The organism is Rathayibacter sp. AY1A3 (assembly GCF_002930975.1).
In the GTDB taxonomy this organism is placed as follows: Bacteria; Actinomycetota; Actinomycetes; order Actinomycetales; family Microbacteriaceae; genus Rathayibacter.
Window position 1 is genome coordinate 15384 of sequence record NZ_PSTO01000019.1, and the last position, 19553, is coordinate 34936.

A 19553-nucleotide genomic window follows, 5' to 3' on the forward strand; every position below is an offset into this window, starting at 1 on the left:
CGATCCACCACGCGCCGGATCGCCCGCAGGTCACGGGACGCCCGAGTGGTGGCCCGATCCTGGAGGAGACCTCGATGAAGAAGCTCATCAACGACCCGAAGAACGTCGTCACGGAGTCGGTGGCCGGCTTCGGCCTGGCGCACGCCGACCTGGTCCGGGTGGTGTCGGATCCCCTGTTCGTGGTGCGGGCCGACGCGCCCCGCTCGGGCAAGGTGGGCATCGTCAGCGGTGGCGGCAGCGGGCACGAGCCGCTGCACGCGGGCTTCGTCGGATTCGGGATGCTGGACGCCGCCGTCCCCGGTCCCGTCTTCACCTCGCCCACGCCCGATCCGATCGTCGCGGCCACGCAGGCCGTCGACGGCGGCGCGGGTGTGCTGCACATCGTGAAGAACTACACGGGCGACGTCCTGAACTTCGAGACCGCGGCCGACCTCGCCGGCGCCGAGGGGATCGAGGTGCGCAGCGTGATCGTCGACGACGACGTCGCGGTGAAGGACTCGCTCTACACCGCCGGCCGCCGCGGCGTGGCCGGCACCGTGCTGGTCGAGCGGATCGCGGGCGCCGCGGCCGAGCGGGGCGACTCCCTCGACGAGGTCGCGACGATCGCCGAGACGGTGATCGCCAACGTGCGCTCGATGGGCGTCGCCCTCACGCCGTGCATCGTCCCGCACGCGGGCGAGCCGAGCTTCGAGCTGGGCGAGGACGAGATCGAGATCGGCATCGGCATCCACGGCGAGCCCGGCCGGGAGAAGATCGCGCTGGAGCCGGCCGACCGCATCGTCGACCGGATCCTCGGCCCGATCCTGGAGGACCTGCCGTTCTCCTCCGGGGACGAGGTGCTGCTCCTGGTGAACGGCATGGGCGGCACGCCGCAGATCGAGCTGTACCTCGCCTACCGCCGCGCAGCCGAGGCGCTGGCCGAGAAGGGGATCACCGTCGCACGCAGCCTCGTCGGCAACTACACGACGTCGCTCGAGATGCAGGGCTTCTCGCTCACCGTCCTCAAGCTCGACGACGCCCTGACCGAGCTGTGGGACTCCCCGGTGCAGACCGCAGCGCTGCGGTGGGGACGCTGAGCGCCCGCGCGCACACCATGACCGGAACGACAGCCGCAGGAGCGGCCCACGAGGAGGAGACGACCATGCAGGACGCACAGGGAGCCGGGCTCGACGCGGCGTGGGCGACGGCGTGGATCCGCCGCGCCGCCGAGTCGATCGCGGAGCACCGGGTCGAGCTGATCACGCTCGACCGGGCGATCGGCGACGGGGACCACGGCGAGAACATGGACCGCGGCTTCCAGGCCGTGGTCGCGAAGCTGGACGGGGCGCCGGAGCAGGGGCTCCCGGCGGACGTGCTCAAGCTGGTCGCGACGACGCTCATCTCCACCGTCGGCGGCGCCTCGGGCCCGCTGTTCGGCACGGCGTTCCTGAAGGCCTCCGCCGCGGTCGCGGGCGAGGACGCGCTCGAGGGCGCTGACGTCGCAGCTCTCCTGGCCGCGGCGAGGGACGGCATCGTGCTCCGCGGCAAGGCCGAGGTGGGCGACAAGACGATGGTGGACGCGTGGACGCCGGCGGTCGACGCGGCCGCGGCCGCCGCCGAGGAGGGAGCGGCTCCGGCCGACGTCCTCGCCGCGGCGGCCGAGGCGGCGCAGAGGGGAGCGGAGTCGACGGACCCGCTGGTCGCCCGCAAGGGACGCGCCAGCTACCTCGGCGAGCGCGCCATCGGGCACCGAGATCCCGGCAGCGTGTCGACCGTTCTCCTGCTCCGCGCAGCAGCCGAGGCGGCGGCGTGAGCGTCGGGCTGGTCCTGGTCTCGCACAGCGCGCAGCTGGCGGAGGGGCTGGTCGAGCTCGCGGAGCAGATGGCGGCCTCGGTCGCGCTGGTCGCCGCGGGCGGGACGGACGACGGCGGCATCGGCACCAGCTTCGACCGCATCACGGCGGCCCTGGCGGAAGCGGACTCCGGCGAGGGGGTCGTCGTCCTCTGCGACCTCGGTTCGGCGATCATGACGGCGGAGACCGCGGTCGAGTTCCTCGACGACGACGCGCGCGCCCGGGTCCGGATCGCCGACGCCCCGCTGGTGGAGGGGGCGGTCGCGGCCGCCGTCGCCGCGGGCACGGGGGCGTCGCTGGACGAGGTGCTCGCCGCCGCGGAGTCGGCCCGGGGCGAGGCGCTCGCTGCTCCCGCCGAGGAGACCGCGCCCGGTGACGAGCGCGTGCAGCGCCGCGTCCGCCTCATCAACCCGAACGGCCTGCACGCCCGTCCCGCGGCCGACTTCGTCACGCTCGCCGCCACCTTCGACGCCCGGATCGACGCGAACGGCAAGGACGCCACGAGCCTGCTCGGCGTGATGTCGCTGGGGCTCGACCGCGGGGACGAGGTCGTCCTCTCGGCGTCGGGGCCGCAGGCCCAGGAGGCGGTCGGCCGGCTCGGCGATCTGGTCGAGTCGGGCTTCGGCGAGGTGTAGCGCGCCGTCGACCGGTCCAGGGACCGCGGAGGCGCCTCCTCCTACGCTGAGCGCATGGCCCTCCGCGGAACCCGACCCCCGTCCGTCCTGCTCCGCCGACTCGTCACCGTCCCGCGCGTCGTGCGCCGGGCGGACGCTCGTGCGGCCCGGCGGCTGAACGCCCGTCGCCCGTCGCCCGTCGTCGACGGGGCGCTCGTGGGGCTCTCCCGGGCCGCGGACCACGGAGTCCTCTGGGCCGGCGTCGGCGTCCTGCTGCTCCTGGCGGGCCGTCCCCGCGAGGCTCTGCGGGGGACCGCGTCGCTTGCCGCGGCCAGCGCGCTCGCGAACCTGGTCGGCAAGCGCGTGTTCGGCGGCGACCGGCCGCTCCTCGTCGACGTCCCGGTCGGCCGGCGCCTGGCGACGGTGCCGACGTCGGCGTCCTTCCCCTCGGGGCACGCGGCGAGCGCCGCTGCCTTCGCCGCCGGGGTCGCGCTCGAGTCGCCCCGAGTGGGGGCGGCGGTCGCCCCGCTCGCCGCCGCCGTGGCCTTCTCCCGCCTGCACGTCGGCGTCCACTGGCTCTCGGACGTCCTCGGCGGCGCGGCGCTCGGCGCGGCGGTCGCGGTCGTCGGCCGAGCCGTCCTGCCGGCCGAGCCGCGCCACGTGCCCGTCTCGGAGCGCGCGACCCGGCCCCCCGTCGACCGCAGCCCGCTGGGGGACGGCGCCGCCCTCCTCGTGGTCCTCAACCCCGGCGCGGGCCGGGACTCGCACCGCCCCGATCCCGAGCCGCTGGTCCGAGCCCGGTTCCCGAAGGCGCGCGTGCACCGGCTGACCGAGGGGGAGGACCTCGCCGACGTGGTGCGCGAGGCGCGCTCGGGGGACTCTCCGCCCCGGGTGCTCGGGATCTACGGCGGGGACGGGACCATGTCGGTCGGTGCCGCTCTCGCCCGCGCCGAGGGGATGACGCTGCTCGTGCTGCCGGGCGGGACCATGAACCACTTCGCGAAGGCGCTGGGGCTGCTCACCGTCCAGGACGCGCTCGACGCGGCGACGATCGGCGAGCGCCGCGACGTCGACGTGGCCGAGGTCGTCGCGGACGGGGGAGACCCGGTCACGGTGCTCAACACGGTCTCGATCGGCGTCTACCCGGAGTTCGTCGCGGCCCGCGAGAAGCGCGAGAAGCGGATCGGGAAGCCGCTCGCCGCCGTGATCGCGGCCCTCTCGGTCGTGCGGCGCACCGATCCGTTCGAGCTCCGGCGCGACGGGCGCACGCAGCTCGTCTGGTCGTACTTCGTCGGGGTGAACCAGGAGCACCCGCGCACGGCCGCCCCGCTCGCCCGGCGTCGGCTCGACGACGGCCACCTCGACGTGCGCATCCTGCACTCAGGACGGACTCCTCGCACCCGGGGAGCGTTCTCGCTCCTGCTCGGCCGTACGGCGACCCCGGTGGTCGGCCGTGTGCCCGGCTGGCGGGCACCGGTGGTGGAGTCGTTCTCGACGCCGGAGATCACCGTCGGCGCGCGCCGACCCGCGGGGGACGACCCCGAGTGGGCGCACGACGGCGAGACCGAGCGCTTCGACGGCTCCCGCGACGGATTCGACGAGGCCGTGGTGCGGATCGTGCCGCTGGGCCTGCGGGTCTACGCGACCGCGGACTAGGGGGCGGTGCCGGCCCGGTCCCCGCCGTCCGGATCCGCCAGCAGTTCGGCCAGCGCGTCGAGGGCGGCGACCTGCCCGGCCACCACCAGCGAGCGGGCCTCGTCGAGCGGGTGCCACCGGGCGTCCTCCAGCTCGGGGAAGCTGCGCAGCACGCCGGAGCCCCGCGGCCACTCCAGCTCGAAGGTGTTGCTCGCGACGAAGGCGGTGTCCGCGTGTCCGCGCCCGGCGAAGACCGTGACGGTCTTGGCCGCGCTCTGCCGGAACGCGCCGAGGAGGGTCAGCTCCCCTTCGGGCGGAGGAGCGCCGGTCTCCTCCTCGAACTCGCGGCGCGCGGCGTCCAGCGGCGTCTCGTCGCCCGTGTGCACGCCCTTCGGGATCGTCCACGCGCGGGGGCGCCGGGTCCAGAAGGGGCCGCCCATCCGCCCGAGGAACACCTCGGTGCCGGAGGGGCCCTCGCGGTGCAGCAGGATCCCCGCGCTCGTCACCGCGGCCATCGCGTCTCTCCGGTCATCCCGCCATCCTGCCCCGCGCCCGTGGAAGGATCGGCAGGACCCGCCCGCGACCGCACGGAGTGAACCATGCACGACCACGAGATCCTCCGACAGCTGCGCGACGCGCTCGGCGACGCGGTCCTGACCGAGGGCCCCGGGTTCGAGGCCGTGCACACCGACAAGTCGGGCTTCTCCGCACCGGGTCGCGCGCTCGCGCTCGTCGCTGCCCGCTCGGTCGAGGACGTGCAGGCGGCGCTGCGCATAGCGACGGAGCACCGGCTCTCGGTCGTGCCGCGCGGAGCGGGAACGGGCCTCGCTGCCGGGGGAGTGGCGAGCGAGGGAGCGCTCGTCCTCTCGACCGCCGCCATGGACCGCATCCTCGAGGTGTCGCTCGAGGACGAGCTGGCGGTGGTCGAGCCCGGGGTCATCAATCAGGCGCTGTCGGACGCCGTCGCTCCGCACGGCCTCGTCTTCTCGCCCGACCCCGCGAGCCGCGCGATCTCGAGCATCGGCGGCAACATCGCGACGAACGCCGGGGGGCTGCTGTGCGCCAAGTACGGCGTGACCCGCGAGGCGGTGCTCGGGTTGACAGTCGTCCTCCCCGACGGACGCCTGCTCCGCACCGGCCGCCGCAGCGTGAAGGGAGTCACCGGGTACGACCTCACCGCGCTCCTGACCGGCTCCGAGGGGACGCTGGGCGTCATCGTGGAGGCCACCGTGAAGCTCCGCCCGATCCCGACCGGGCGCGTGGTCACGGTCGGCGCGTACTTCCCGAGCGTCGTCGCCGCGGCCGCCGCCTCCGCCGCGATCACCGCCGCGCGGCTCCGTCCCGCGGTGATGGAGCTGATGGACGAGGCGGCGCTCGCCGCGATCTCGCGCTACACCGGAGCGGCCCTGGACCGCGGTGCCGCCTACCTCCTCGTCCAGACGGACGGCGGAGGAGCGGCGGAGGAGTCGCAGCGCGTCCTCGAGATCGTGACCGCCTCCGGGGGCGCCGCCGAGGCGACCGAGGACCCGGCCGAGGGCGAGGCTCTGCTGGCCGTCCGCCGGGCCTTCCACCCGGCGCTCGAGGCGGAGGGCCGGGTGCTGATCGAGGACGTCTGCGTGCCCCGCTCCGCGCTGCCGGCGATGTTCGCGGCGATCCGCGGCATCGAGGAGCGGACGGGGCTCAGCATCCCCACCGTCGCCCACGCGGGGGACGGGAACCTCCATCCGAACTTCGTGCTGCCCGCGGGGGACGGACCCGTGGGGGAGCACGTCTGGGGCGCCGCGGCGGAGCTCTTCCGCACGGCCCTGGCCCTCGGCGGCACGCTCACGGGCGAGCACGGCGTGGGACTGCTCAAGCGGCGCTGGCTGGCGGAGGAGCTGGGCGAGGACTCGCTGGCGCTCCAGCGCGGGATCAAGGCCGTGTTCGACCCGCTGGGGATCATGAACCCGGGGAAGGTCTTCTGAGGAGGGCCCCCGGGCTACAGCAGCTCGGCCGTGATCATCGAGGCGGTGAGCACGATCGTCGCCGCGGACATCAGCCAGTAGAGGACCGTCTCGCGCCAGGACCCGGCGGAGCCCAGCACGGGCAGCGCGGCGTAGCCGCCGGTGGTCCAGACGTGGCGCAGCGGTGTCCGGCGCAGGCGCCGCGGCAGGCGCACGCGCAGCGGCCACAGCCAGTTGATCCCGCCGGTCGTGAGGGCGTCGCCGGCCACGTGCACGAGGTAGCCCAGCGTCGCGGCGACCCGGAGCCACGCCCAGGTGCCGTCGGCGAGCGCGACGAGCAGGACCGTGACGACCGTCGCCCCGGCCCAGGCGATGCGCCAGGAGGGGGCGGCCCGGACGGCCTTCGCGGCGAAGGCGAGGGCGGGCAGCGTGAGCACAGCGGCCACGGCGACGGGACCGACGACCGGCACCGGGAAGCGCAGCGCCGTGAGCACCGGCACCAGGTACCAGACGACGGCGACCGCGAGCAGCGAGTGCATCCCGTGCCGGTGCCCTCCGCTGATCCGGCCCGCGGTCGCGGTGAGCAGGGAGGCGCCCGGCGCCGAGCGGGAGACGGTCGCGCTCGCGTGGTCCGCGTCGGGCACCAGGGCCCAGCCGGCGGCGACTCCGAGGCCGACCAGCCGGAGGTCCAGCGGGAGACCCGCGAGGCCGAGGGGCCCGGCGACGGCGGGCACGGAGGCGGCGACGGCCCAGGCGAGCGCACCGGAGACGGCGTGCGAGCGGCCCATCATCGCGGGTCGGCTCCTTCGACTGGGCGCTGCGACGACGGAGGACGGCCGCGGCGGCACGAGAGAACCCCCGGCCGAGTGCGTGAGCACGGACCGGGGGTGAGGGTGGGCGATACCGGACTCGAACCGATGACCTCTTCCGTGTGAAGGAAGCGCGCTACCAACTGCGCCAATCGCCCTGGGGGACGTGCTGGACGACCCGAGAGACGATCGTAGCGGATCCGCGGGGCCCGGATGCACCGCCGACGCCCGCCACGCCCGGGTGAACGGACGGCGACGAGCCGGTTTCGCGCGGAAAGACGCGGATCGGACTCCGAGCGGCGGGATCGGCGTCCGCTCGATTTGGATTCCGGCGCCGCTGTCGTATACATTCTTCTAGGTCGAGCCGGGCAGCGAAAGCGCCGGACAGGCAGCACGACAGCACGACACGCAAGACGGCAACACCAGTACGACCTACATGCGGATGTGGCGCAGCGGTAGCGCATCACCTTGCCAAGGTGAGGGTCGCGAGTTCGAATCTCGTCATCCGCTCGAACACCGGTCCTCGGACCGGCGTCATCGGGACGGCACCCTCGGGTGCCTCCCACCTGGTCGGCCCTCGGGCCGCCGACACCGAATCCCGTACACGGTGGATTGGCCGAGAGGCGAGGCAGCGGCCTGCAAAGCCGTATACACGGGTTCGAATCCCGTATCCACCTCGATCGTTCACCGAACGAGGCGCTCCGCACGGAGCAACGGGCGATTGGCGCAGCGGTAGCGCGCTTCCCTGACACGGAAGAGGTCACTGGTTCGATCCCAGTATCGCCCACCACGAGAACCCCCGGCCCCTGGCCGGGGGTTCTGTCGTTCCCGGCTCCGGCGCTACCCTCGCAGGATGCCCGCCCCGATCCCCGTCGACGACCAGGGCACCCTCCTGCGGCTCGTCTCGCGGGACGACGGACCGGCCCTCGCCGCCGCGTACCGGCGCAACCGCCGGCACCTCGCGCCCTGGGAGCCGACGCGCTCGACCCGCTTCTTCGAGGCAGGGGGCCAGACCGATGCCGTCGCCGACGCGCTCGCCGCGCACCGGGCCGGCAGCGTGCTCCCGCTCGTCCTCGACTCGGGCGGCGTGATCGTCGGTCGGCTGACCCTCGCGAACATCGTCCGCGGCGCCTTCGACAGCGGCGAGCTCGGCTACTGGCTCGACAGCGGTCTGGAGGGCCGCGGCGTGATGACCCGCGCGGTCGGAGCCGTCCTGCGCACCGCACGGGAGGATCTGGGGCTGCACCGCGTGCAGGCCGGGACGCTCCTCCACAACGTCGGATCGCAGACCGTGCTGCAGCGCAACGGCTTCGAGCGGATCGGCGTCGCGCGGCGCTACCTGCGGATCGCCGGGGAGTGGCAGGACCACGTCCTCTTCCAGGCGCTGCTCGAGGGCGGCCCGCTCCAGCCTCCGCCGACTCCGCTCGTCTAGGGTGAGCGGCGCCGGCCTTCTCCCGGCGCTCCGAGCGGGAGGGACGCGCCCATGACCACGCGGCACATCGGCGGACGAGAGTTCGACTTCGAGCGGCAGGTGGCCGTGATGGCGGTCGTGAACCGCACGCCCGACTCCTTCTACGACAAGGGCTCCACCTTCGCCCTGGACAGCGCCATCGCGGCCGCCGTGCGCGCCGCGGAGCTCGGCGCCGACTGGGTCGACATCGGCGGAGTGCCGTTCGGCCGCGGCCCCGCCGTCACGCTCCAGGAGGAGCTCGACCGGGTCGTCCCCGTCGTGGCGGGCATCGCGGAGCGGAGCGACGTGGTCGTCTCGGTGGACACGACGAGCGCCGAGGTCGCGCGCGCGAGCATCGCCGCGGGCGCCTCCGTCATCAACGACACGAGCGGGCTGCACGACCCCCGGATGCTCGAGGTCGTCGCCTCCTCCTCCGCCCAGCTCGTCATCACCCACAGCGTGGGCGCCCCCCGCAGCGAGCCGGAGAGACCCGAGTACGACGACGTCGTGGCGACCGTGGTCGACCATCTGCGGAGCCGCGTCGATCGCGCGCTCTCGGGTGGAGTGCCTGCCGGGAGGATCATCGTCGATCCGGGTCACGACCTGAACAAGAACACCCTGCACACGCTCGAGCTCACCCGCCGGCTGGGCGAGGTGGCCGCGCTCGGCTTCCCGGTGCTCGCCGCGGTGTCCAACAAGGACTTCATCGGCGAGGCGCTGGACCGGCCGCAGGGGGAGCGCCTCGAGGGCTCCCTCGCCGCCGCGGTGATCTGCATCCTGAACGGTGCGCGGATCGTGCGCATGCACGACGTGCGCCAGGCGGTGGACGCCGTGCGGATGACGGAGGCGGTGCTGGGCTGGCGGGCGCCCGCCTTCCTCCGCCACAACGTGGAGCCGGCGGCGTGAGCGCCCGCATCGACGGCCTGTCGCCGGCCGAGCAGGACCTGTCCGACGAGGCTCTGCTGGCCCTCTACGCGGACGGGGCCGGCGAGCAGTGGCTCCGGGTCAACTTCGTCGCGAGCGTCGACGGAGCGATCACCCGTGACGGCGTCTCGGGCGATCTCGGGGGCGCGGCGGACCTGCGCGTGTTCGATCTGCTCCGCCGGCTCGCCGACGTCGTGCTCGTCGCGGCCGGCACGGTGCGGACCGAGGGCTACGGCCCGATGGTGCTGAGCGACGAGTCCGTGCGGGCCCGGCTCGGCACCGGGCTCGCCCCGCAGCCCGTCTTCGCGATCGTCTCGGGGTCGCTCGACCTCGATCCCGCCTCGCGGATCTTCACCGAGGCGCCGGTGCGCCCGATCGTCGTGACCACCGGCTCCTCGCCGGCCCGCCGCCGCGCGGAGCTCGCCGAGGTCGCCGACGTGCTCGTCTGCGGCGACGCAGAGCTCGACGCGACGCGGATGCGGGCGCAGCTCGCGGAGCGGGGGCTCGGCAGGATCCACTGCGAGGGCGGTCCGTCGCTGCTCGGGACCCTCCTCGCCGCGGACGCCGTCGACGAGCTCTGCCTGACCGTCGCTCCGACGCTCGAGGCGGGGGACTCCGGGAGGCTCGCCCGCGGCGACGTCCCCGGACCGCGCCCGCAGCACCTGGCGCACGTGCTCAGCGCCGGCGACACGCTGCTCCTGCGCTACCTCCGCCGGCGCTGACCCGCCCTACTCGCGGCGCCGCTCGTTCTCGTCGCGCTTGGCCTCGGAGGCCGGACGGGCGGCGATCACGGGGTGGGCGCCGGTGAAGCCGTCCCGGGCGGACGCGATCGCCAGGATGCGCGGCTTCGCGACGTGCCAGCCCACGATCAGGGCGGGCACGCCGACCACCGCGACGATCCCCACGGTCCAGGTGCCGGTTGGGAAGTCGACGGCGATGAGGACCACCACGATCACCAGGAACGCCAGGGTGAGCCACGAGGTCACCGGGGCGCCGGGCATCCGGAAGGACGGGCGCTCCAGGCGCCCCTGGGCCGCCCAGCGCTGCAGCTGCATCTGGCAGAGGACGATCATGCCCCAGCCCGTGACGATGCCCAGCGCCGAGACGTTGAGGACGATCTCGAAGGCCTCGGACGGCACGAAGAGGTTCAGCACGATCCCGATCAGGGTGATGCTCGCCGTGAGCAGGATGCCGCCGTAGGGGACGCCCTGCTTGTTCATCCGGCCGGTGAAGGCGGGGGCGGAGCCGTTGAGCGCCATGGAGCGGAGGATGCGGCCGGTCGAGTAGAGCCCGGCGTTGATGCTGGAGAGCGCGGCCGTCAGCACGACGAAGTTCATGATCGATCCGGCGATCTCGCCCGAGGAGCCGTCGCCCAGCGAGCTGAAGAACGTGACGAACGGGCTCTCGCCCTTCGAGTAGGCCGTGTAGGGCAGCAGCAGCGTCAGCAGCAGCACCGAGCCGACGTAGAAGACGGCGATGCGCAGGATGACCGAGTTGATCGCCCGCGGGATGACCTTCGCCGGCTCCGCGGTCTCGCCCGCCGCCGTGCCGACCAGCTCGACTCCGGAGTAGGCGAACACCACGCCCTGGACGACCAGGACGCTGGCGATCAGGCCGCCGGGCAGGATGCCGCCGTTGTCGTTCCAGAGGCTGATCCCGGGGTCCACGGCGACGCCGCCGGACTGCAGCGGCCAGCCCGCGGCGAGCACGACGACGCCGATCACCAGGAAGACCACCAGCGCCGTGACCTTGATGAGCGCGAACCAGAACTCCAGCTCCCCGAAGACCTTGACCGAGACGAGGTTCAGCGAGAGCACGACGACCAGGGCGATGAGTGCGAGGAGCCACTGGGGCACGGAGGAGAAGAGCGACCAGTACTTCACGTACAGGGCCACCGCGGTGACGTCGGCGATCGCGGTCATCGCCCAGTTCAGGAAGTACATCCATCCGGCGACGAAGGCGGCCTTCTCGCCCAGGAACTCGCGGGCGTAGGAGATGAAGGAGCCCGAGCTCGGCCGGTGCAGGACCAGCTCGCCCAGCGCGCGGAGGATCAGGTAGGCGAAGACGCCGCAGACCGCGTACACGACGACGAGCGAGGGACCGGCGGTGGCGAGTCGCCCGCCCGCGCCGAGGAAGAGGCCGGTGCCGATCGCGCCGCCGATGGCGATCATCTGCAGCTGCCGGGGCTTGAGGCCGGGACGGTAGCCCTCCTGCTCCTTCGAGAAGTCGGGCTGCACGGGCCCGCGGTCGTCGTCGCTCTGCGTCACGGGGGCTCCCTCGTCACCGGATCGCGCCGGGCGGCTGCTCCGGCACGCCCGTCAGGGTAAGGGCGCGCTGCTCGGAGGAGGCGGGTGGCGCGGTCCGCGGCATGCGGATCCTCTCAGGATCGGGGCGCCTACCCTGGAGGCATGAGCGGTCCCGACCTCGCACGGCAGTCCTCGCTCGAGGGCGTCCGGATCCCGTCGCCGGCGAGGCGCCTGAACGGCGGCACCGATCCGGCGCTCGTCTGGCGCAACGAGCTCGACGGGCTGACCTTCCGCGTGGACGCCGGGTACCTGAAGTGGAATCCCCGGTCCACGGGCGTCGACCTCAGTCGCGAGATCGCGCGTCTGCGCTGGCTGGAGGGGCGGATCGACGCGCCCCGGATCCTGGAGGCGGGCGAGGACGAGGAGGGGCAGTGGCTCCTCACCGCACCGCTGCCCGGGCAGAGCGCCGTCGATCCGAAGTGGACCGCCCGGCCGGAGGAGGCCGTCCGCGCGATCGCGGCCGGCCTGCGGGCGGTCCACGCGCTCCCCGTCGACGCGGTGCCCGAGGAGCTGCGCGGCGACTCCTGGTTCGCGCGCCGGCCGTCGGCGCTCGGCGCGGCTCCGGAGCTCGTGGACCCCGTCGTGGTGCACGGCGACGCGTGCGCTCCGAACACGCTGGTCGACGACGACGGACGCTGGAGCGGCACGGTCGACGTCGGCGACCTGGGCGTGGGCGACCGCTGGGCGGATCTGGCGGTCGCCGCGGTCAGCCTCGGCTGGAACTACGGCCCCGGCCACACCCCGCTGCTCCTCGCGGAGTACGGAGCGGATCCGGACGACGAGCGCGCGGCCTACTACCGCGCGCTCTGGTCGTCCGAGTCCTGAGTCATTTCTTCTTCGCGGCCTCGTCGTCCTGGGCCGCGCCCTCGCCGCTGCGGTTCTCGCTCGCCAGGCGCAGCCAGCGTCCGTCGCGGACGTCCTTCTCGTGCACGGCCGCCTTCTTGTCGCTCGCGGCGGTGTCGCGCGGGGGGAGCTGGATGGTCTCCTCCGCCTCGATGCCCGCCTGCAGCTCGCGTCCGCGCTCGAGCTCGGCGTCGAACTCCGCGCCGAAGAGCAGGGCGATGTTGGTGATCCAGATCCAGAGGAGGAAGACGATCACCGCGCCGAGCGAGCCGTAGGTCTTGTTGTAGTTGGAGAAGTTGGCCACGTAGAACGCGAAGCCGGTCGAGGCGATCAGCCAGATCGCCAGGGCGACGATCGATCCGATGCTGATCCAGCGGAACTTCGGCTGGCGGATGTTGGGCGCCCAGTAGTACAGGATCGCGACGATCACGATCGCGATGACCACGAGCACCGGCCATTTCGCGATGTTCCACACGGTGAGGGCGGCGGGCCCGAGGCCCACGACGTCGCCGACGGCGGTCGCGACCGGTCCGCTGAGCACCAGGATGAGCGCCGCGATCACGATCAGGACGACCGTCACCACGGTCACGCCGAGCATCGTCGGGCGGAGCTTCCAGAAGGGGCGCCCCTCGTCGATCTGGTAGACGCGGTTCATCGCGCGGCCGAAGGCGCCGACGTAGCCGGAGGCGGACCAGATCGCTCCGACGACACCGGTCACGAAGGCGAGACCCGCGGCGGAGGAGCTGGTCAGCGCCTGGATCGGGTCGCGCAGCAGGTCGACGACCTCGCTCGACGCGAGGTTCCCGATCAGGTCGAGCACCAGATCGGTGGTGGCCTGCGCCTGGCCGAAGAGCCCCAGCACGGACACGATCGCGAGCAGGGCGGGGAAGAGCGCGAGCACGGCGTAGTAGGTGAGCGCGGCGGCGAGGTCGGTGCACTGGTCGGCGCCGAACTCGCGGGCCGTCTTCTTGAGGACGTAGAACCAGGAGCGCTTGGTGATGTCGGTGACGTCGTCGGGCTTCCGGGAATCGTCGGGATCGGGCGCTGTCTTCTCGCGGGTCGTGCTCTGCTCGGCCATGCGGACACGCTACGGGGCCGACAGTCGTCGGACGGCCCCCTTGACGGCGCGGCCGGTCGTGTCGCGAGTCAGGCCCGGCGCTGGCGCGCGGCGGCGAGGGTGCCGAAGAGGAGGAAGGAGCAGGTCGCGGCGAGGACGGTCAGCAGGGGAGCCTCCCAACCGCCGCTCGCGTCGTGCGCGAAGCCGATGACGGTCGGGGCGGTGGCGGCCACGGCGTAGCCGATCCCCTGCACCGTGGCCGAGAGCCGCGACGCGTGGGCGTCGGAGCGGGAGAGCCGCACGACGAGCACGAAGACCACCGTGAATCCTCCGCCCTGGGCCGCGCCGCCCAGCACGCACCAGAGCGCCCAGAGCTGCGGCGCGAGCAGCAGCCCCGCCGGCACCGTGCACCAGAGGAGGCCGACGAGCACGATGCTCCCCAGCGGTCCGAGCCTCCGGACCAGGAGCGGGACGCCGAGGGCGCCGGCGACCGCGGCGAGCTGGAACACGGAGGCGCTCGCGCCCGCGGTCGCGATCGAGAAGCCGTTGCGGTCGACGAGCAGCGAGGGGAGCCACGCCGTCACTCCGTAGTACGAGAACGCCTGGCTCGAGAAGCAGAGCGCGAGCGCCAGCACGGTCGCGCTCCGGAAGATCCGCGGAGCCGGTGCGGCCGGTGCGCGGTCGGCGCGGGCCGGGCGGGGAGTCGGACGCAGGGCCGCCCGAGGCCCCACGGCCACGAGCCAGCCGGCCAGAGCGAGGGCGTTGAGGGCGAGCCAGACGAGCAGGGCGCCGCGCCAGCCGAGCGCCAGAGCGAGCGGAGCGGTGCCGAGCGAGGTGATCGTCGAGCCGATGTTGAGGGCCGCGGTGTAGACGCCCGTCGTGAGGTCGACGCGCTCGGGAGCGACGTCCCGCCGGATCACGACGGGGAGGACGACGTTGCCGATCGTGATGGAGACGCCGATCAGGATCGTGCCCGCCACGGCCGGTCCCACGTCGCCGATCGAGCGGACGATCGTGCCGAGCGCGACGCCGATCACCGTGACGGTCACGGCGGCGTCGGTTCCCGCGCGGCGGATCACCAGGAGGGCGAGCGGAGTCGCCAGGGCGAAGCAGAGCACGGGGATGCTGGTGAGGATCCCCGCCTGGCCCGCGGACAGCGCGAGGTCCTCGCGCACCGCGTCGATGATCGGCGCGACGGCGACGATCGGACCGCGCAGGACCAGCGCGACCAGGGCGACCGCCACGACGAGGAGCCAGGGAGCGCTCCGGCGCGCGGTCATCGGGGCGTCGAGGGCCGCGGCACCCCGGTCAGCCGGCCAGGCCGGGGACCCCGGCCGAGAGGTTGCCGACGATGGTGAAGACGCCCGACACCAGACCGAGGATCCCGGTGACGAGTCCTGCCGTCGCGAGCCCGCGACCGCCTCCGACGACCGGTGCGGCCGCCCGGCCCTTCGCTGAGAAGACGATGGCGAGTATCGAGGGGATCAGCAGCGGATTGATCAGCAGGCTCAGGACGCCGAGCACGAGGCTCGCGATCGCCATCGGGTTGCGGCCGGCCGCGGAGGACAGGACGGACGGATAGGCGAACAGCTCCTGCTCCGGAGCGCCCGGGGGCGTGCCGTAGGCGGGAGCGGGCGCCGAGGAGGACGGGCGGGACCGGTTGGTCCACGCCGCCCCGTCCCAGTAGAGCTCCGAGCCGAGGTCGGCCGGGTGCGGGTACCACCCGGGCGCGGGCAGCGGAGCGGAGTCGTCGGGCATGGGGCGAGTCTAGAGCGGCGCCGATCAGCTCTTGGGCTGCTCGATGCCGAGCGCGTTCCCGTCGGGATCGAGGATCCAGGCCGCCCAGACGCTGCCGCGGTCGGCCACGCCGTTCTCGGTGCGCAGCTCGTCGCTGTCGTAGTCCTCCGGAGCCACGCCCCGAGTCGCCAGCGCGTCCAGCTCGGCGCGCAGGTCGGCCACCCGCCAGGCGGCCTTGGTCTGCTCGTCCTTCGAGCCCGTGGTGCTGGCGGTGACGGTGAGCCGGGTGCCGCCGCAGGAGTAGGCGATCGCCGACTCGCTCTCCTCGAGGACCTCCAGTCCCAGGGAGCCGGCATAGAAGGCGCGGGAGGCGGCGAGGTCGCGGGAGAGCAGAACGGGGCCGATGGGGGAGTCGGAGAGCACGGTGAGTCCTTTCGTCGGTGGGCCTCCAGTCGACGCCCGCTGCGGCCCGGCGCGGAAGGGGTTGCCACCGGGCCGGCCGGAGGGGGCGGGCGCGGCAGAATGGCCTCGGCCGTGCCCGTCGCGCGGCCGGGAGGAGCCCTCATGAGCTGGACCATCGACGAGGTGGCGTGGACCCACCCGGACGCCGAGCGTCTGCGCGACGCGCAGCGGCGCGAGCTCGACGAGCGCTACGGCAACGACGACCACGAGCCCGGCACGCCGCCCTCGGCCGACGACGTGCCCGTCTTCCTCGTCGCCCGCGACGCGAGCGGCACGGCGGTGGCCTGCGGCGGACTGCGGCCTCTCGACGACGACGTCCTCGGACCGGGGGCGATCGAGGTGAAGCGGATGTTCGCCGACCGCGCCGCCCGCGGCACCGGAGCGGCCACGGCCGTCCTGCGCGCGCTCGAGGCGCGGGCGGCCGCTCTGGGCACGACGCGCCTGGTGCTGGAGACCGGGACGCTCCAGCCCGACGCGATGCGGTTCTACCTCCGGGAGGGCTACCACTCCATCCCGCCGTTCGGCGCCTACATCGGGTCCGAGCACTCGGTCTGCTACGCCCGCGATCTCGCTCCCGGCGCCTGAGCGTCAGCGGCGCAGGGTCTCCACCGGGTACTCGCCGAAGCGGCGGTGGTACGCCCCCGAGAAGCGGCCCTGGTTGAGGAAGCCCCAGCGCGCGGAGACGGCGCGCACGGTCTCCTCGCCCGGAGCGCCCTCGCGCAGCTCGACGCGCGCCCGGTCGAGACGCACGCCGCGCAGGTAGCCGAGCGGAGTGTCGCCGAAGTGCCTCCGGAACGCGGCCTGCAGCGCCCGCGGAGTGAGCCCCGCCGCTGTCGCGATGTCGGACACGGTGACGGGCGACGCGGCGAACGCGTGCAGGAACTCGGCGGCACGCAGCAGGTGCTCGAGCCCCGGCCGCAGCACCTGCGCCGGAACGACGACCGGCCGGTGCGCGAAGGTCGCGAGCAGGTGCAGAGCGACGCCGCGCTCCGCCGCCACGAGCTGCAGCGCGGTCGCCTCGCGGCCCGACCGCAGGACGCCCGCGAAGTCGTCGACCGCCCGCCACCAGCCCGGGAGTGCCGACGCGGAGGCGATCGAGCGGTGGTCGAAGACGAGCGGCAGCGGCACGCCGTCGCCGGCCTCGGACGCGACCTGCTCGAGGAGGCCGGCGGCCACGTGCACGAGCCGCTGCTGGAAGTCGCGGCTGACGAACTCGAACGGACGCGCGCTGGGGAACACGACCGGCCGCCCCGGCAGGTGGACGATCCGATCGCCCTCCGGGTCCACCACGCTCGTGCCGGAGAGGAACCACGAGACGACGTACTCGCCCTCCGGACGCAGCCCCCCGGACACGGAGCCCCGGAACACCGACGTCCGCAGGCTCACGCCCTCGCTCCCGGAGACGTCGTAGCGGAAGGAGAAGGGCCGCTCGACCGGTTCCGTCCGGAATCCCGACCCGCCGTAGCCGTCCGAGTAGAAGCGCCGCGCCTCCTCCAGGTCGGCCCCGGAGCGCGTGAAGCGCTGCAGCGCAGGACCGGCACCCATCGGACCAGGATGCCACCTGGACGGATTGCGCACCGGTCGCCCCCGCGCCCCTCTCCGGGGCACGTCCTGTCGGCAGGGTGACGGGGTCGGACGACACGGACGGAGACGCATGGAGATCAGCGCACGCAGACTCGCGGCACGCGACGCGGTGGCCGTCGTCGCCGTGCTCGCCGCACTCGAGGGGGCGCTCGCCGTGGACTCCCTGCCGCCCGGCCTGGAGGAGGTCCTCCTGCACCAGCTCGAGCGCAGCTCGCTCGTGCTCCCCGGCGCCGACCGGGACGAGCTCGCCTCCGCTCTGCGCGCGCTCGACGCCCGCGTGCGCGACGCGCTCGGGTAGAGGCCGCCGCCGACTACAGTCGAGGGGTCAACCGAGCCCGAGGAGTGCCCGCACGTGTCGAACGAACCGTCGAATCCCGCAGAGAACGAGTCCCACTCGGTCGTCACCGAGGCGGGCACGGGATTCACGCACTTCACCGACCGGGCCGTGGTCGCGATCCGCGTCAACGGGGAGCTCAAGGATCTCGCCGCCGACGTCGTGCCGGGCGACCGCATCGAGCCGGTGCTCATCTCCTCGCCGGACGGGCTGAACATCCTCCGCCACTCCGCGGCCCACGTGCTCGCACAGGCGGTGCAGCAGATCAACCCGGAGGCGAAGCTGGGCATCGGCCCGCCCGTCACCGACGGCTTCTACTACGACTTCGACGTCGAGGAGCCCTTCACGCCCGAGGCGATGAAGGCGCTCGAGAAGGCGATGGACCGCATCGTCCGCCAGGGCCAGCGGTTCGTGCGCCGCGTCGTCTCCGAGGAGGAGGCGCGCGCCGAGCTCGCCGGCGAGCCCTACAAGCTCGAGCTGATCGGGATCAAGGGCGGGGGAGCCGAGGACGAGAGCGTCGAGGTCGGCGGCGCCGAGCTCACCATCTACGACAACGTCGACCCGCGTTCCGGCGAGACGGTCTGGAAGGACCTCTGCCGCGGCCCGCATCTGCCCAACACCCGCATGATCGGCAACGGCTACGCCCTGACCCGCAACGCTGCCGCCTACTGGCGCGGCTCGGAGAAGAACCCGCAGCTGCAGCGCGTCTACGGCACCGCGTGGCCCACGAAGGACGAGTTGCGCGAGCACCAGGCCCGCCTCGAGGAGGCGGCGCGCCGCGACCACCGCAAGCTCGGCCACGAGCTCGACCTGTTCTCCTTCCCGGACGAGATCGGCTCCGGCCTCGCGGTCTTCCACCCCAAGGGCGGGATCATCCGCTACGAGATCGAGCAGTACATGCGCGAGCAGCTGCTCGCCCACGACTACGAGCTCGTCTACACGCCGCACATCACCAAGGGCGACCTGTTCCTCACGAGCGGGCACCTGCAGTGGTACTCCGAGGGGATGTTCCCCCCGATGCACCTCGACGAGCTGCAGGACGAGGACGGCAACGTCACCCGCCAGGGCCAGGACTACTACCTCAAGCCCATGAACTGCCCGTTCCACAACCTGATCTTCCGCTCGCGCGGCCGCAGCTACCGCGAGCTCCCGCTGCGCCTGGCCGAGTTCGGCACCGTGTACCGCTACGAGAAGAGCGGCACCCTGCAGGGCCTCACCCGCGTGCGCGGCCTGACCCAGGACGACGCCCACATCTACGTCGCGCAGGAGGACGTGTCGGCCGAGCTGACCCGCAACCTCGAGTTCGTGCTGCAGGTGCTGCGCGACTACGGCCTCGACGACTTCTACCTCGAGCTGTCCACGAACGAGGAGGGCAACCCGAAGTTCGTCGGTGCGCCCGAGCAGTGGGAGGAGGCGATCGAGTCGCTGCGCGCGGTCGCCGTCGCCTCCGGTCTCGAGCTGGTGCCGGATCCGGGAGGAGCGGCGTTCTACGGTCCGAAGATCTCGGTGCAGGCGCGCGACGCCATCGGCCGCACCTGGCAGATGTCGACCATCCAGCTCGACTTCAACCAGCCCGAGCGCTTCGAGCTCGAGTACACGGCCTCGGACGGCTCGAAGAAGCGGCCCGTGATGATCCACCGTGCGCTCTTCGGCTCCATCGAGCGCTTCTTCGCGATCCTCACCGAGCACTACGCCGGGGCGTTCCCGGTCTGGCTGTCGCCGGTCCAGGTCGTGGGCATCCCGATCGCCGACGAGTACCTGCCCTACCTCGAGGAGGTCGTCGGCGAGCTCAAGCGGTCGGGCATCCGCGCCGAGATCGACTATTCCAGCGACCGGATGCAGAAGAAGATCCGCAACGCCACGCTGCAGAAGGTGCCCTTCCAGATGATCGTGGGGGAGAAGGACCGCGACGCCGGAGCCGTCAGCTTCCGCTTCCGCGACGGCACGCAGGAGAACGGGATCCCGGTCGCCGACGCCGTCGCGCGCATCCGCGAGGCCGTCGCCTCGAAGGCGCAGGTCTGAGC

General features: G+C 73.3%; 20 protein-coding genes and 4 tRNA genes. 15 read left to right on the top strand and 9 right to left on the bottom strand.

All coding sequences use genetic code 11. The annotated features are described in order from the left end of the window. The first annotated feature begins 74 nt into the window (after positions 1–74). From dhaK to C5C10_RS10400, 4 genes are all read left to right on the top strand, one after another. Positions 75–1076 (top strand): dihydroxyacetone kinase subunit DhaK, encoded by a 1002-nt coding sequence (gene dhaK / locus C5C10_RS10385; RefSeq protein WP_104224645.1) that lies wholly within the window; start codon positions 75–77, stop codon positions 1074–1076. Positions 1077–1141: 65 nt separating this feature from the next. After that, the gene (gene dhaL, locus C5C10_RS10390; RefSeq protein ID WP_104251072.1) at positions 1142–1792 is read left to right on the top strand and encodes a dihydroxyacetone kinase subunit DhaL; all 651 of its coding nucleotides are present in this window, start codon (positions 1142–1144) and stop codon (positions 1790–1792) included. Continuing rightward, entirely contained in the window at positions 1789–2466 is a 678-nt protein-coding gene (dhaM, locus tag C5C10_RS10395) for a dihydroxyacetone kinase phosphoryl donor subunit DhaM (RefSeq protein ID WP_104329185.1), read from the top strand. The genes dhaL and dhaM overlap by 4 nt, the downstream gene beginning before the upstream one ends. A gap of 54 nt (positions 2467–2520) precedes the next feature. Then, entirely contained in the window at positions 2521–4101 is a 1581-nt protein-coding gene (locus C5C10_RS10400; protein WP_104239316.1) for a bifunctional phosphatase PAP2/diacylglycerol kinase family protein, read from the top strand. Here the strand turns inward: C5C10_RS10400 and C5C10_RS10405 are convergent. Continuing rightward, entirely contained in the window at positions 4098–4595 is a 498-nt protein-coding gene (locus tag C5C10_RS10405; protein ID WP_104329186.1) for an NUDIX domain-containing protein, read from the bottom strand. The two genes, C5C10_RS10400 and C5C10_RS10405, sit on opposite strands and share 4 nt — an antisense overlap. 84 nt (positions 4596–4679) lie before the next feature. Between C5C10_RS10405 and C5C10_RS10410 the strand changes: the two genes are divergently transcribed. After that, positions 4680–6044: an FAD-binding oxidoreductase gene (locus C5C10_RS10410; RefSeq protein WP_104329187.1), complete on the top strand. Its 1365-nt coding sequence runs from the start codon at positions 4680–4682 to the stop codon at positions 6042–6044. A gap of 14 nt (positions 6045–6058) precedes the next feature. Here C5C10_RS10410 and C5C10_RS10415 read toward each other — a convergent pair whose 3' ends face one another. Both C5C10_RS10415 and C5C10_RS10420 read right to left on the bottom strand, forming a co-directional pair. After that, positions 6059–6814, bottom strand: coding sequence for a metal-dependent hydrolase (locus C5C10_RS10415; RefSeq protein ID WP_104269509.1), 756 nt, complete (start codon positions 6812–6814; stop codon positions 6059–6061). Positions 6815–6917: 103 nt separating this feature from the next. Further along, positions 6918–6990 (bottom strand) — tRNA-Val (locus C5C10_RS10420). A 280-nt stretch (positions 6991–7270) separates the two neighbouring features. Between C5C10_RS10420 and C5C10_RS10425 the strand changes: the two genes are divergently transcribed. The 6 genes from C5C10_RS10425 (at position 7271) to C5C10_RS10450 (ending at position 9928) form a co-directional block, all read left to right on the top strand. Further along, positions 7271–7342, top strand: a tRNA-Gly gene (locus tag C5C10_RS10425). A gap of 96 nt (positions 7343–7438) precedes the next feature. Further along, positions 7439–7509: transfer RNA gene (locus tag C5C10_RS10430), tRNA-Cys, on the top strand. 38 nt (positions 7510–7547) lie between these two features. After that, a tRNA-Val gene (locus tag C5C10_RS10435) sits at positions 7548–7622 on the top strand. A 63-nt stretch (positions 7623–7685) separates the two neighbouring features. Continuing rightward, positions 7686–8264: a GNAT family N-acetyltransferase gene (locus tag C5C10_RS10440; RefSeq protein WP_104329188.1), complete on the top strand. Its 579-nt coding sequence runs from the start codon at positions 7686–7688 to the stop codon at positions 8262–8264. A 51-nt stretch (positions 8265–8315) separates the two neighbouring features. Next, the gene (gene folP / locus C5C10_RS10445; protein ID WP_104224638.1) at positions 8316–9188 is read left to right on the top strand and encodes a dihydropteroate synthase; all 873 of its coding nucleotides are present in this window, start codon (positions 8316–8318) and stop codon (positions 9186–9188) included. Further along, complete coding sequence (locus C5C10_RS10450) at positions 9185–9928, top strand: pyrimidine reductase family protein (RefSeq protein WP_104329189.1); 744 nt, start codon at positions 9185–9187, stop codon at positions 9926–9928. Before folP ends, C5C10_RS10450 begins: the two co-directional genes overlap by 4 nt. A gap of 6 nt (positions 9929–9934) precedes the next feature. Here C5C10_RS10450 and C5C10_RS10455 read toward each other — a convergent pair whose 3' ends face one another. Then, positions 9935–11473: an amino acid permease gene (locus tag C5C10_RS10455; RefSeq protein ID WP_258060542.1), complete on the bottom strand. Its 1539-nt coding sequence runs from the start codon at positions 11471–11473 to the stop codon at positions 9935–9937. Positions 11474–11614: 141 nt separating this feature from the next. Between C5C10_RS10455 and C5C10_RS10460 the strand changes: the two genes are divergently transcribed. Further along, complete coding sequence (locus tag C5C10_RS10460) at positions 11615–12337, top strand: aminoglycoside 3'-phosphotransferase (protein ID WP_104329190.1); 723 nt, start codon at positions 11615–11617, stop codon at positions 12335–12337. 1 nt (position 12338) lies between these two features. Here C5C10_RS10460 and C5C10_RS10465 read toward each other — a convergent pair whose 3' ends face one another. From C5C10_RS10465 to C5C10_RS17840, 4 genes are all read right to left on the bottom strand, one after another. Next, positions 12339–13433, bottom strand: a complete 1095-nt coding sequence (locus C5C10_RS10465; protein ID WP_104329191.1) for a YihY/virulence factor BrkB family protein — start codon at positions 13431–13433, stop codon at positions 12339–12341. Positions 13434–13501: 68 nt separating this feature from the next. Beyond that, positions 13502–14692 carry a CynX/NimT family MFS transporter gene (locus C5C10_RS10470; RefSeq protein ID WP_104329192.1) on the bottom strand — a complete coding sequence of 397 codons (1191 nt, stop codon included), beginning with the start codon at positions 14690–14692 and terminating at the stop codon, positions 13502–13504. A gap of 28 nt (positions 14693–14720) precedes the next feature. Further along, entirely contained in the window at positions 14721–15170 is a 450-nt protein-coding gene (locus C5C10_RS10475) for a DUF2510 domain-containing protein (protein WP_104329193.1), read from the bottom strand. A gap of 24 nt (positions 15171–15194) precedes the next feature. Next, positions 15195–15572 carry a VOC family protein gene (locus C5C10_RS17840; protein WP_104283707.1) on the bottom strand — a complete coding sequence of 126 codons (378 nt, stop codon included), beginning with the start codon at positions 15570–15572 and terminating at the stop codon, positions 15195–15197. 141 nt (positions 15573–15713) lie between these two features. On the opposite strand from C5C10_RS17840, the gene C5C10_RS10485 reads away from it, so the two are divergent. Continuing rightward, positions 15714–16196, top strand: coding sequence for a GNAT family N-acetyltransferase (locus C5C10_RS10485; RefSeq protein WP_104329194.1), 483 nt, complete (start codon positions 15714–15716; stop codon positions 16194–16196). A gap of 3 nt (positions 16197–16199) precedes the next feature. On the opposite strand, the gene C5C10_RS10490 is transcribed toward C5C10_RS10485, so the two are convergent. After that, a complete protein-coding gene (locus tag C5C10_RS10490) occupies positions 16200–17156 on the bottom strand; it encodes an AraC family transcriptional regulator (RefSeq protein WP_219813252.1) in 957 nt (318 codons plus the stop codon). Positions 17157–17265: 109 nt separating this feature from the next. On the opposite strand from C5C10_RS10490, the gene C5C10_RS10495 reads away from it, so the two are divergent. Together C5C10_RS10495 and thrS are read left to right on the top strand one after the other, a co-directional pair. Then, entirely contained in the window at positions 17266–17493 is a 228-nt protein-coding gene (locus C5C10_RS10495; protein ID WP_104261680.1) for a hypothetical protein, read from the top strand. Between the two features lie 147 nt (positions 17494–17640). Further along, positions 17641–19551 (top strand): threonine--tRNA ligase, encoded by a 1911-nt coding sequence (gene thrS / locus C5C10_RS10500; RefSeq protein WP_244230674.1) that lies wholly within the window; start codon positions 17641–17643, stop codon positions 19549–19551. Positions 19552–19553 lie beyond the last annotated feature (2 nt).

Coding starts and splice junctions, on each gene's coding strand:
- C5C10_RS10495 (WP_104261680.1), top strand. CDS start 17,266: ATGGAGATCAGCGCACGCAGACTCGCGGCACGCGACGCGGTGGCCGTC.
- C5C10_RS10475 (WP_104329193.1), bottom strand. CDS start 15,170: ATGCCCGACGACTCCGCTCCGCTGCCCGCGCCCGGGTGGTACCCGCAC.
- dhaK (WP_104224645.1), top strand. CDS start 75: ATGAAGAAGCTCATCAACGACCCGAAGAACGTCGTCACGGAGTCGGTG.
- C5C10_RS10400 (WP_104239316.1), top strand. CDS start 2,521: ATGGCCCTCCGCGGAACCCGACCCCCGTCCGTCCTGCTCCGCCGACTC.
- C5C10_RS10470 (WP_104329192.1), bottom strand. CDS start 14,692: ATGACCGCGCGCCGGAGCGCTCCCTGGCTCCTCGTCGTGGCGGTCGCC.
- folP (WP_104224638.1), top strand. CDS start 8,316: ATGACCACGCGGCACATCGGCGGACGAGAGTTCGACTTCGAGCGGCAG.
- C5C10_RS10485 (WP_104329194.1), top strand. CDS start 15,714: ATGAGCTGGACCATCGACGAGGTGGCGTGGACCCACCCGGACGCCGAG.
- C5C10_RS10415 (WP_104269509.1), bottom strand. CDS start 6,814: ATGATGGGCCGCTCGCACGCCGTCTCCGGTGCGCTCGCCTGGGCCGTC.
- C5C10_RS10490 (WP_219813252.1), bottom strand. CDS start 17,156: ATGGGTGCCGGTCCTGCGCTGCAGCGCTTCACGCGCTCCGGGGCCGAC.
- C5C10_RS10405 (WP_104329186.1), bottom strand. CDS start 4,595: ATGGCCGCGGTGACGAGCGCGGGGATCCTGCTGCACCGCGAGGGCCCC.
- C5C10_RS10465 (WP_104329191.1), bottom strand. CDS start 13,433: ATGGCCGAGCAGAGCACGACCCGCGAGAAGACAGCGCCCGATCCCGAC.
- C5C10_RS10410 (WP_104329187.1), top strand. CDS start 4,680: ATGCACGACCACGAGATCCTCCGACAGCTGCGCGACGCGCTCGGCGAC.
- dhaL (WP_104251072.1), top strand. CDS start 1,142: ATGCAGGACGCACAGGGAGCCGGGCTCGACGCGGCGTGGGCGACGGCG.
- C5C10_RS10440 (WP_104329188.1), top strand. CDS start 7,686: ATGCCCGCCCCGATCCCCGTCGACGACCAGGGCACCCTCCTGCGGCTC.
- C5C10_RS10460 (WP_104329190.1), top strand. CDS start 11,615: ATGAGCGGTCCCGACCTCGCACGGCAGTCCTCGCTCGAGGGCGTCCGG.